At 56.5% G+C, this 12,067-nt stretch carries 8 protein-coding genes; all 8 read left to right on the top strand.

Going from position 1 to position 12,067, the window contains the following annotated elements:
- Positions 1-1,102, top strand: a 1,102-nt coding sequence (locus ASC94_RS07440; protein WP_229417196.1) for a site-specific integrase, incomplete at its 5' end; no start/stop codon positions are given.
- Positions 1,103-2,063: 961 nt separating this feature from the next.
- Complete coding sequence (locus ASC94_RS07435) at positions 2,064-2,378, top strand: integrase (protein WP_200955601.1); 315 nt, start codon at positions 2,064-2,066, stop codon at positions 2,376-2,378.
- On the top strand, positions 2,375-2,695 hold the full coding sequence (locus ASC94_RS31600) for an AlpA family transcriptional regulator (RefSeq protein WP_307718832.1): 321 nt from the start codon (positions 2,375-2,377) through the stop codon (positions 2,693-2,695). Before ASC94_RS07435 ends, ASC94_RS31600 begins: the two co-directional genes overlap by 4 nt.
- 327 nt (positions 2,696-3,022) lie before the next feature.
- Entirely contained in the window at positions 3,023-6,469 is a 3,447-nt protein-coding gene (locus ASC94_RS07430) for a DEAD/DEAH box helicase family protein (RefSeq protein ID WP_056392857.1), read from the top strand.
- Positions 6,470-6,493: 24 nt separating this feature from the next.
- Positions 6,494-8,035 (top strand): class I SAM-dependent DNA methyltransferase, encoded by a 1,542-nt coding sequence (locus ASC94_RS07425; RefSeq protein WP_056392855.1) that lies wholly within the window; start codon positions 6,494-6,496, stop codon positions 8,033-8,035.
- Positions 8,032-9,189 (top strand): restriction endonuclease subunit S, encoded by a 1,158-nt coding sequence (locus tag ASC94_RS07420; RefSeq protein ID WP_056392852.1) that lies wholly within the window; start codon positions 8,032-8,034, stop codon positions 9,187-9,189. The genes ASC94_RS07425 and ASC94_RS07420 overlap by 4 nt, the downstream gene beginning before the upstream one ends.
- 40 nt (positions 9,190-9,229) lie before the next feature.
- Positions 9,230-10,870, top strand: coding sequence for an AAA family ATPase (locus tag ASC94_RS07415; protein WP_056392851.1), 1,641 nt, complete (start codon positions 9,230-9,232; stop codon positions 10,868-10,870).
- A complete protein-coding gene (locus ASC94_RS32335; protein ID WP_157201331.1) occupies positions 10,870-11,730 on the top strand; it encodes a hypothetical protein in 861 nt (286 codons plus the stop codon). The genes ASC94_RS07415 and ASC94_RS32335 overlap by 1 nt, the downstream gene beginning before the upstream one ends.
- Positions 11,731-12,067: the final 337 nt, after the last annotated feature.

Raw genomic sequence — 12,067 nt, 5'->3', positions numbered from 1 at the left:
CCTGGAAAAGATGCGCGCAAGACTCATCGATCGCAGCGCGCAGCTTTACCTGATCCACGCCCAGCACAACGCCACCGCGTTTGCGCACGCGCCCGCCGCCAATACGTTTGAAAAGATCGCCCGGGAATGGCACGCCAACAAGGTGCCCACGTGGAGCGAACGCATCGCCAAGAACGTTCTGCAACGGCTGGAGGCGGATATCTTCCCTGCCATTGGCCGCAAACCCATCGATGAGCTCAGGCACCCGCGACGTGATCGCTGCGTTGCGCAAGATCGAAGAGCGCGGCGCAAGCGAAGTTGCCCACGCCAGAAAGCCGTGTGCGCGCAAATCTTCAGCTACGCGATTCAATGCGGATTCACAGAGCGCAATCTCGTCACCGATATGAAGGACGTGTTGAAGACCGTGCGCGCCGGCCACTTCGCCGCCATCGACGCCGACGAACTGCCGCAGTTTCTGGCCGTACTGGACCGCAACGAAGCGCGCATGTTCGTGCCGACGCGTATAGCGCTGCGGCTGATGCTGCTGTGCTTTGTGCGTACCAGCGAGTTGATCGAGACGCCTTGGAGTGAAATCGACCTGGAGCGCGGCGAATGGATCATTCCATGGCAGCGCATGAAGCGCGGCAAGCTGACCGTCAATCCCGATATGACCAACCACCACGTGTGCCTGTCGCGGCAAGCGCTGGAGCTGCTGCGCGAACTGCATGCGATCACGGGCCGCAGCAGGCATTTGTTCCCGAACCAGCGCGACCACGAAAAGCCGATCAGCAACAACACGATACTGGTGGCGCTTGGACGCATGGGATACAAGGGCAAGATGACCGGCCACGGGTTCCGGGCGCTGGCCATGAGCACCATCAAGGAGCGCTTGGGCTACAGGCATGAAGTCGTGGACCGCCAACTGGCGCATGCGCCGAAGGACAAGGTGGCCAGCGCTTATGACCGTGCGCAGTTCCTGGCGGAGCGGCGCAGGATGATGCAGGATTGGGCTGATTACGTCGATGCGGTCAGCGGCAGAGGGGCGCCGCCGCAGGCGCACAGACTGGTACTGGTCAATGATGAATTCGGCCGTGATGGTGGGATGGGTGGTCCTCGTGCCTAAGGGTAGTGCTCCGGCTCACCCAATCCCAAAGCGAGCATGCTGCATGGGTGAGAACTGCACCGCCCATGCCACGTCGGCACAGAGAGCGTTTTTCCGGTGTCCGCCAGCTTTTTTGCCACTTGATCGCGCCGCCGCGCGGCGAGACAATTGACGCTCACCTGTGGGAATCGCTCGCACTCCATGCCGTGTACTCTCAAGTCCGGCATGTTCCTACGGCAGGTAGGCGTTGCGGTCGTTACCCGTCTTTAGATCGATGCGACATGTTCTGTTGCACGAATGGCCGAGCGATGCGAAGCAAGCACATTTCGGCAGATAGGGCGCTGGTTCCAGCGCCGTGATATTCCCATAACCCGCAAGCCGGGTAGTTCGAATGCGCCCTTGTGGCGTTCCTCTGGCAAGAGCAAGTCTCTTGCCCCGATTGGTTCGCACGCCCTGGAGGTGGCGAACCGCATGAAGCCTGGAGTGGTTGCGCCGCAAGCCGCGTAGTCAGCAAAAGTGCTGGCGATGCGATGCCGTCGCGGCGTTCGCCGGCCCATGAGCTTCAGAACCGGCCGTGTCGTCACCGCGAGTGCGTCGTTACTGGCGGCGTGCTGCCAGTGACGACGCGCCGCCGACGGCATAGCCTCAGGCGGCAAGCGGCTTACTTCCGCGTGATGGTGTTCAGTGACGGGGCCAGGCGCCCCGCATCGCAGGCAAGTCCTTGCGATGTCCTTTGCCCGCTACGGGCTGATTGGTTGAAGTTGATCCGTGCACGACGTGCACTCCATGGACCCTGGGTGATTGGTCCCCGCTGCAGCAGTTCCCTCCGGGACCGCGCAGCGGTGCCACAAGCGCATGCGGCGCAGGCAGGCAGTATCGGCAACCGCATACACGGGAGTGGTGTCCCGAGGCCCTAGTTCAACTTGTCCTGCTGCGGCAGTACGGGTGGCCAGAAACACTCACGACTGCGCAGCAGCGTGCCGTGCTGGAAGCGGCCAAAGCGCTGGCGGGGAAGGGCAGCCTGATTCCGGCGGAGATGCGGTATCGGGACCAGTTGAACCGGTTTCGGGCGCAGTGCGATAAGGCGGGCATCCATGGCGTGCATGGGCTGCGGCATCAGTTTGCGCAGCGTCGGTATGCGGAGTTGACTGGATGGCCGTGCCCAGCCAGTGGCGGGGTCACCTCGAAGCAACTGGTTGTTGCCGACAAGCAAGCCGATCAAGATGCACGGCTCAAGTTATCGAAGGAGATGGGGCATTTTCGCGAACAGGTCACCTCGATTTACTTAGGCAGATGACAAATAAATTCAAGAACTACCTTTCTTCGTCAACTTCTTTAAGAACCACAGGACCAATCATGACCACGACCAGAAAATTCCTCCGCTTGCCTGCGGTGATCGAAGCCACCGGATGGTCCCGCGCCACAATTTGGCGGAAGGTAAAGGCAGGTGTGTTGCCAGCCCCGATTCCCATCGGCCCCAAGTCAATCGCTTGGGATGCAGAGGAGATCGCCCAATGGCAGCAACGCTGCATTGACGCCAGCCCTGGAGCAGACTGGACATCATTCTTTCGGTCAGCATGCCACTTTACAAAGTTCCGGTTTGGCCTTCAGTGACAAGGTGTGGATTTTGCGCCTGAGCAAGATGATATGCTGCAGTTGGCCTGGGTCAGCGAGAAGCGGCACGCCGCGTACACATTGCCCGGCATTCGATCCTGACCAGGTAGCGATTCATGGGCAGTACAACGAAGTAAAGCATGGCTTGCAGCAATATTCTGACGTTAGGACCTACTCAACCTAAATGCATTGTTTCTGCCAGCAAGTGAAAAACTGACCATCTGGTCACAAATACTCTTGCCAAGACGAAAAATCTTTTATTATGTAGGCCTTTAACCCAATATCAAACGAATGGAGGGCTGGCACGGCTTTCGCACAATCATAGGCATGAATGCTACGAAAGCCGACCAGGTGTCGATGCAAGACATTAAGTCGCTGAACTTTGAGCCTTTGCGGTCCGTGTATCCCGAGCTTGCTAATATGGGTGGCTATGCGGAGCATTATGTGCACACGGACCCGGAGAGTGCACTGGTCAAGCTCCGCAGCTTTGCTGAGCGCCTAGTAGATCGCCTTTACATCAAGGTGAATCTCGAACGAATGCCGCAGTCCAACTTTGCGGACCTGCTGCACAACGCAAGTTTCCAAACTATTGCTCAGCCTTTGGTGCTCGACAAGTTGCACCTGCTGCGGCGTCTGGGCAATCGCGCCGCCCATGGGGAAGACGTCGAGGCTTCCGATGCAGTTCGCTGCGTCCAAGAAGCCTGGCAACTAGCTCGCTGGCTGCATGTTACATTCCTCGGCGGCAAGGTCGAAGACTTCGAGGCATTCAAGCAGCCTCCGGCTGAAGGCATCGACAGCAAGGCAGAGTTCAAACGCAAGGCCAAGGTTTTAGCTGAAGAGAATAGCCTCAAGGAGGAACGCCTTAAAATTGCGCTGCAGGAACTCGCCGAACTAAGGGCTGCCGACCGGGCAACAGCGCCTGCTGTCGCCGCTTTTGCGCCTTCATCGGCCCAAGCTTTGGCACAAGCTGCCCAATCCTCGGCGGCAACAGCAAACCAGCTTCGCTTCACAGAAGACAACACGCGCAAGTGGTTGATCAACCGCGACCTGCGCATGGCCGGGTGGGATGTACCCAAGGGCACCGCCAGCAATCATTCAGTTGGCCAAGAAGTCGAAGTTCTGCACCAATCTACCACCACGGGCAAAGGTTACTGCGATTATGTCCTGTGGGATGATAATGGCAAACCACTGGCTGTTGTAGAGGCCAAGAAGACATTGGTCGATGCTCGCGCTGGACAGGAGCAGGCCAAGCAGTACGCTGATGCTTTGGAGAAGCATCACGGCCAGCGGCCGATGATTTTCTTCACAAATGGGCATGATATCTGGGTCTGGGATGATGCTGGCGGCTACCCTCCGCGCGCGGTCTATGGCTTCTATTCCAAAGACACGCTGCAGTATCGTGTTGGCTTCCAGCGGCGCGAGAAGCTCGATCTGTTGAAGGATGTCAGGCCCGACGCCAACATCGCTGGCTACCTGCACCAGATTGAAAGCATCACCCGCGTCGCCGAGCGATTCACGCAACGCCACCGTCGCGCCTTGGTCGTGCAAGCTACGGGCACGGGTAAGACTCGCGTAGCCATCTCGCTGGCCAAGCTGCTGATCAGTGCGCGCTGGGTCAAGCGTGTGCTTTTTCTTTGTGATCGCAAGGAACTGCGCAAGCAGGCCAAAAACGCCTTTAATGACTTCGTTCGTGAACCGATCTACGTTATCGGCCAGGCCAACGACGTGGGCAAGATGGATGCACGCATCTACATCGGCATATACCAAGGGCTGATCAACGACTATGAAACCTTCGATGTCGGCTTCTTCGACCTTATCATCGCCGATGAATCGCACCGTTCGATCTACAATCTCTACGGTGATCTCTTCAAGTACTTCGACGCCCTCCAGGTTGGCCTGACTGCCACGCCGGTGGAGATGGTCAGCCGAAGTACATGCCAGCTCTTTGGGTGCGACTACAAGCTTCCCACAGCTAACTACCCGCTAGAGCAGGCCATTGTCGATCGAAAGCTAGTGCCCTTTCGAGTGGTCGCCCACACGACCAAGTTCCTGCGCGATGGCATCAAAGCAGCGCATATGACGGATGAGCAGATTGCGCAATTGGAAGACCAAGGCATTGATCCCAACACCCTGGACTTCAACGCAAAGGAGATTGACGACGCAGTCTTCAACAAGGGCACCAACCGCGTCATCCTTCGCAATCTGATGGATAACGGCATTCGCGATGTCGATGGCCAACTCCCCGGCAAGACCATCTTATTCGCGCGTAACATCGGCCATGCCCGCCTGCTGGCCGAGCTCTTTAACGAGATGTACCCGCAGTTTGCCGGCAGGTTCTGCCGTGTGATTCACTCAAAGGAGCCGCGCGCTGAAGAGCTGATCGACCAGTTCAAGGAGCCCAACGGCGAGCTGCGCATTGCCGTCTCAGTGGACATGCTTGACACCGGCATCGACGTACCCGAGGTGGTCAACCTGGTCTTCGCCAAGCCGGTCAAAAGCAAGGTGAAGTTCTGGCAGATGATCGGCCGCGGCACGCGCCTGTGCAAAGACTTGTTCGGTCCTGGCTTCGACAAAGGAGAGTTCCTAATCTTCGACCACTGGGATAATTTCGCCTTCCATGACCTGAATGCCGAAGAGGTCGAACCTACTGTCCCTAAGCCGCTGACACAGCGCCGCTACGAGGCCCGCATCGAGCTCGCCGCCTTGGCACTGGCGCGCTCCGACATCCCGGCCTTTGATATTCTAGCGCTGCAGATCCAGCAAGACGCTGTCGCGCTGCCGGATGGCAGCATCGCCGTGCGCGAGAACTGGCAAGCCTTGAATCAAGCGCGTGACCCCGAATTGGTACACCAGTTTGCCCCCATCACCCGCCAACTGCTGACCGACACCGTTGCGCCGTTGATGAGTGCCCTGGATGTGCGTGGTCAGGGTGATGCACTACGCTGGGACCTGTTGCTTGCGAAGGCCGAAGCCGCCTCCATCGCAGAACCCGGCCAGCCCAATGCTCACCGAGAAGCCATCCTGGAATGGGTCGGTCGCCTGCCCCCGCACCTCAACCCTGTGCGCGCCAAGGCCAAAGAGCTGCAAGTTCTGCGCACCGATGCCTTCTGGCAAGCCCCTAGCTTCGCTCAGATTGATGCTATGCGCGCCGCCTTGCGCGACGTGATGGAATTGGCCGATCGCCCGTCGTTAGCCCCGCCCATGCCCATACCTCATTTGGACATTTGCGAGGACGAAGCTGAATACCAGGTTTATACACGCCCAAGTAAGATCAAGTCGGTCGACTTCAGCATCTACCGTAAAGCCGTGCAGTCCGCTTTGGAGCCGCTGTTCGAAACTGACCCGGTCTTGCTCAAGTTGCGTCGTGGCGAACGCATCACGCCCGAAGAGCTGGATAAGCTCAACAGCCTGCTACACACCCGCAACGCAGATGTCGATCTTTCCACACTGCGTGAGTTTTACCCCGACACCGCAGTACAGCTGACGCAAATCCTGCGCGGAATTGTCGGATTGGATCACACGGCCGTGGATGTGCAGTTCTCTGCCTTCGCGCAAGCCCATGCACTCAACAGTCAACAACTGCGTTTCCTCGCCCTTCTAAAGGATCACATCCGCCAGTTCGGCGCTATTGCAGTCGGGCAGTTGTTCGATGCACCGTTCAACACGGTCCATGCCGAAGGCCTGGGGGGCGTCTTTCCCAACCCTATGCAACTTGATGAAGTGGTACGCTTGGTACGCACCTTCGGCGAGCCATTGCCCCCTGCTGCACTCTAACATCTCAACAAGCAAAAACCGCATATGATCACTGGCGTACTACGAAGCCGCATCGACAGCCTCTGGACCGATTTCTGGACCGGTGGCATCACCAACCCGCTCACCGTCATCGAGCAGATTACCTTCCTGATGTACAGCCGCCTGCTGGACATGCAAGAGCGCACCCAAGAGAAGCGCGCCACTATTACCGGCAAACGCGAACCTAGTCTGTTCAGCGATGCAGATCAAGACTGTCGCTGGGAAATCTGGCGTCATTACGGCGGCCCCGAAATGCTGCCCCATGTGCGTGACCGTGTGTTCCCACATTTCCGCCGCCTAGCCGAGCGCAGCAGTGGTGAAGGTAGTCACTTCGCTGCCTTCATGAAAGATGCCCAGCTGATGATTCAAAAGGAATCGCTGCTGGTGAAGGCCGTCAACGCCGTGCACGAACTGCCACTAGAAAAAGGCGACACCAAGGGTGACCTCTACGAATACCTGCTCAGCAAGCTCACCACCGCCGGAATCAACGGCCAGTTTCGAACTCCTCGCCACATAATCCGAATGATTGTGGAGTTGATGCAGCCCCAGCCTACCGATCGCATCTGCGACCCGTCCTGCGGCACCGCCGGGTTCTTGATCGAGGCTTATGACTACCTCTTGCGCCACCACAGCAGCGCAGCCGGCATACATAAGGAAGTGATCGACGGCGAAGAACAGATCAGCTACAGCGGCGATCTGCTCGGCGAGCACCGCGCGCATGTAGACACCGACATGTTCCACGCCTACGACTTCGACGCAACCATGTTGCGCATCGCCACCATGAACTTGGTAATGCATGGCGTGAAGCAGCCCGACGTTCATTACCAGGACACGCTGAGCCAAAGCTTTGAAGAGCGCCATCCAAAGGGTTCAAAGAATGCCTTTGACCTTATACTGGCAAACCCACCATTCAAGGGTAGCCTAGACGAGCAAGATGTGGCCCCGGACATACTGCGTACCGTCAAGACCAAGAAGACGGAACTGCTCTTCGTCGGCTTGATCCTGCGCATGTTGAAGCTTGGCGGCCGCAGCGCCACCATCGTGCCGGACGGTGTGCTCTTCGGCTCCAGCAAAGCTCATGTTCAGCTGCGCCGGCACCTTATCGAAAACAACCAGTTGGAAGCCGTGATCTCGCTGCCTTCTGGCGTATTCAAACCCTATGCTGGTGTGTCCACCGGCATCATCATCTTCGCCAAAGGTGGTAAAACCGAAAACGTGTTTTTCTACGACGTGCAGTCCGACGGCCGAACTTTGGATGACAAGCGGACCAAGATCGGCGACGGCAATGGAGACATGCCGGATGTTCAGGCTAAGTACCTGCAGTGGTGCAATGGCCTGGGCGATTTCAACGATCGAACGGCGAAAGCGTTTGAGGTGTCTGTTGATGAAATTCGGGCACGGAACTACGACCTCTCGATAAATCGGTACAAAATGCAGGTTCATGATACCGTGACTCATGTTGATCCAAAGGAATTACTGCAGCAATTGCGAAGCCTAGAGGCTGAGATCCTCCAGGAACTGGTCGATCTTGAGGAGTTGCTGGTATGAGTGGAGCAATTGTTCGCCTTCGGGACGTGGTCGAGATCAACCCTGGGATGAGGGTAGGCGACGTTTTGGAGAAGGAAGTTTGTTTCGTAGCTATGGCTGACGTGAGTGAAGCAGGACGCATTACGAACTTTCAGACACGTCCGCTACTCGAGGTTAGCAAGGGCTACACAAGCTTTTGCCAAGGCGATGTTTTGCTCGCTAAGATCACTCCATGCTTTGAGAATGGCAAAGCCGCCGTGGTTGATCGCCTGGCGAGTTCTGTCGGATTTGGGTCGACCGAGTTTCATGTTCTTCGGCCAAGCGACGAGATTAATGGGAGGTTCTTGTTCCATTTGATCTGGAATCCTCTATTCCGCCGTCTCGGCGCTAAACGGATGACAGGATCAGCTGGACAGAAGCGCGTCCCAACTGCCTTTCTGGCTGAGTACGAATTTCAGCTACCCCCGCTTGCTGAGCAGAAGCGCATAGCCACCATCCTGGACAAAGCCGACGGGCTGCGTCGCAAACGCCTGAAAGCCATTCGTCTCGCCGACGAGTTCCTTCGGGCGGTGTTTATCGACATGTTTGGCGACCCTGTATCTAACCCCAAGGCGTGGAAAGTCAAATCACTTGCTGACCTCGGCTCTTTAGACCGAGGAGTCTCCAAACATAGGCCGCGGAATGACCCTTCATTGCTGGGTGGTAGCCACCCCCTCATTCAAACTGGCGAAGTGGCCAACTGTGATGGGTACATCCGAACCTACACTAGCACTTACTCCGACAAGGGTTTAGACCAAAGCAAGTTGTGGCCAGCTGGAACGTTGTGCATCACCATCGCTGCCAATATTGCAAAGACCGGTATTCTGCTCTTTCCAGCGTGCTTTCCAGATAGCGTTGTTGGCTTTACGGCGTCAGAGACTGCTACGGTTGAGTACGTCCGATTCTGGTTGTCGTTCCTTCAAAAGACTTTGGAGGCCAATGCGCCCGAGTCGGCACAAAAGAATATCAATCTTGCGATCCTGCGCAACCTTCAAGTCCCGGTGCCACCGATTGACCTGATCCGCAAATTTGCTGCCGTCGTATCGGCGACCGAGTCCATTCGGGTTGCGCAGCGGAAATCAGTTCAAGAAGGTCTGCTCCTGTCGGCATCACTTCAGCATGAATTGCTTGCATAGCGACATCAAGCCATCAACCTGAAAGCAAAGAAATCCTTCAATGACCTCACTCATCAAGTCCCTCTCGCTCAAGAACTTCAAAGGCTTCTCTGACGAAGTTCGCATCGAGTTGCGCCCACTCACCTTGCTGTTCGGTGCCAATAGTGCAGGCAAGAGTAGTGTCTTGCAGGCCCTTCACTACATGCGCGAGATCCTGGAGAGGCAGAACATCAATGCTGATCGCACGCTTCAAGGTGGCGAAGCTGTAGATCTTGGTGGTTTCCTAACCCTTGTTCACGGCCGCGACTCGCAGAAGCAAATTGAGATAGCCATCGAAATGGAACTTGGTGCAAGTGCCATTCCTGACCTGGTACCAGATGCCTTCGAAGACTGGCAAACCAGCGACGAGGACGTCTGGTGGTTGTACGAGACGCTCCAAAACATCCGCAGTGCTGTGAAGACCGTGGCCATCCGTCTGCGCGTCGGATGGAACGCGCAGCGTGAACAGCCCGTCGTGCAAGGCTACGAGATTGATGCCAACGGCGAGTGGTGCCTCAAGATTGCAGCAAGCGCAGACGGCCGCGATGCACAGATGCGTATCAACCATTCAAATTCCATCTTTATGGTAGATGGTCCGGAGGGGGATCAACTACTGTCTCTGCTTAACGACTTTGTGAATCCCGAGGATTTAGGTCAGCAAGATGGCGGCGGCCCTGAGGCCCAAGAGACCAAGAATTCTCCAGGCAAAGTTTCGGTCCTTTCATCTGTATTCGATATGGTGAACGAGGCTGGCATGGAGCGTCCGGGGGATGGCTTACGAGCTTGGCTCACGGGGTTCCGTGGTGCTCTGCCGCAGCTTGATCAACTGCTGTACATCCCAGCCCCCGGTGCAAGGGGGGCCGCGAACGTCTACATGGTGCGCGAGTTCACGGCATTCCTTTCCTGGCTCACAGTGGGCCCAGCGCTGCTGTTGCGTGATCAATTGCGCCAGATGCGCTACATCGGCCCCATGCGTCGAATCCCCCCACGCGGCTTCGAAATGTCGCTCACGAAGAGCGATTCGGCTTGGTCCGATGGGATGGCTGGCTGGGAGACACTGTCCACCGGCAGCCAGGATTTGGTTGAACGAGTGAGCGACTGGATGCAGTCCTGCGATAAGCTCGGCACGGGCTACGCTGTCGAACGCAAAGCCTATCAGGAATTTGACCCCAGCCACATCGTGCCTCAGCCTGTTGGACCAATCCGGAAACGTACACAGTTAGTCGATGAAGCAGGTCTCGCGCTGCATCCGCAGGATGTCGGCGTCGGCATTTCTCAGGTCCTTCCTGTGGTCGTGGCCGCTCAGGACGGCTCAGCGAGCGTGGTTTGTATTGAGCAGCCGGAACTGCACATCCACCCGGCCGTTCAGGTCGGTCTTGGAGACCTATTCATTGACGGCGCAGTAAACCAAGGGCTATCGTTTTTAATCGAAACGCACAGCGAACACCTGATTCTTCGCCTGCTACGCCGCATTCGCGAGGTAGCTGAAGTTGCCGACAAGGCCCTTGATCAGTCACTATCGCCGGCCCTGATAGGTGTCTACTGCCTAAGCAAGCGGAACGGAGCAGTGAACATCGACGAGATTCCAGTAACCAGGCAGGGTGACTTCGCCAAGCCCTGGCCTCAGGGTTTCTTCGACGAACGTGGCGCGGAGCTCTTTTGATGTTCAAGGAGATCGCTATAGACCCGGCTGCGGTCGCCGCTTCTTACTTGCAATTCAATCACATTATCGATCGGTTTGGCGTTCCAGAAGGACGCCTGATCGCTGCGTTCCCAAGCAAATGGAAGCGCCTAGTATATGAAGCTGCGAACACTCAATTGAAAGGACACTTGGATCTCAAGCGAATTGAGGAACGGCTCCGTAAGCTGCCGGCAACTGCTTTCCTAGCCCGAGAACGTCCGGGGCAAGGATGTGGAGAGGATTGGGTTCGGGCTGCAATTGACGAACATCGTCGTCTACCGTTCGAAGCAGTTGTCACTGCTGCTACAGTTGGTGACCCAGGGTTTCTGCAACCTGCTGACGTGTCGACTGACCATCCGAGCTTTGTAACCAACCGACAATGGCACGTGAAACGGGATGCCGTTTCGATGGCAGAATGTTGTGCACCGCTTTTGTCGAGTTCGCTTCACGTCAAGCTCATCGATCCGCACTTCGACGCTCACGCAAGGCGCTTTAAACGCCCTTTCCTAGAGTTCATGCAGCGGGCTCGATCAGGCACGACCATCGACATTTTTCGCGGTGATCAGGTAGATCCAGCTCACTTTGTCGCGGGCATCCATCGGACGCTGCAGGATTGGAAACCCTCAGGGATTGTCCTACGCCTATTCCTGCGGCCACAAGTTCCGATGCACAACCGCTTCATTCTGAGCAGTGCAGGAGGTGTTTCGTTCCAAATAGGCCTGGACGATGATGCCACAGGCGACCGTCCCGAAGACATCGTGACTATCCTGCAGACAGACGTCTGGGCACGTGAATGGGGCACATACGCGGGTGATGACTGCATAATACGGTTGAATCTCTAGATTTAAAGCGCGTAGGTAAACGATTGGTAGGAAAGGCTGCACGATTTCAAGTTGATTCGAGGTTGGCTCACCAGCCAAGCCAGGAATTTCCATCGACGTAGACAAAGCTCAAGGAACTGGTCGATAACGCTTGGGATGCGGCACCAAGAACGTATAGCACGGGAACGGGTAAATTTAAGGTTCATTTATTTTATATTTTTTAAAAACCACGAATCTATCTGCTGCTGATGTAATGACCCAGCAGAATCTGCTCAGGTTACGCGGCTAATGCAAAAGCTGCCGCAGGGGTTTGCATCCGAAGCGCTTGGTGCGGACGCTTGTGGTTGTAAAACTGAAT

Source organism: Massilia sp. Root418, assembly GCF_001425265.1.
Lineage (GTDB): Bacteria > Pseudomonadota > Gammaproteobacteria > Burkholderiales > Burkholderiaceae_D > Rugamonas.
This window is presented reverse-complemented; position numbering and strand designations above follow the sequence as displayed.

Coding starts and splice junctions, on each gene's coding strand:
- ASC94_RS07425 (WP_056392855.1), top strand. CDS start 6,494: ATGATCACTGGCGTACTACGAAGCCGCATCGACAGCCTCTGGACCGAT.
- ASC94_RS07430 (WP_056392857.1), top strand. CDS start 3,023: ATGAATGCTACGAAAGCCGACCAGGTGTCGATGCAAGACATTAAGTCG.
- ASC94_RS07415 (WP_056392851.1), top strand. CDS start 9,230: ATGACCTCACTCATCAAGTCCCTCTCGCTCAAGAACTTCAAAGGCTTC.
- ASC94_RS31600 (WP_307718832.1), top strand. CDS start 2,375: ATGACAAATAAATTCAAGAACTACCTTTCTTCGTCAACTTCTTTAAGA.
- ASC94_RS07420 (WP_056392852.1), top strand. CDS start 8,032: ATGAGTGGAGCAATTGTTCGCCTTCGGGACGTGGTCGAGATCAACCCT.
- ASC94_RS32335 (WP_157201331.1), top strand. CDS start 10,870: ATGTTCAAGGAGATCGCTATAGACCCGGCTGCGGTCGCCGCTTCTTAC.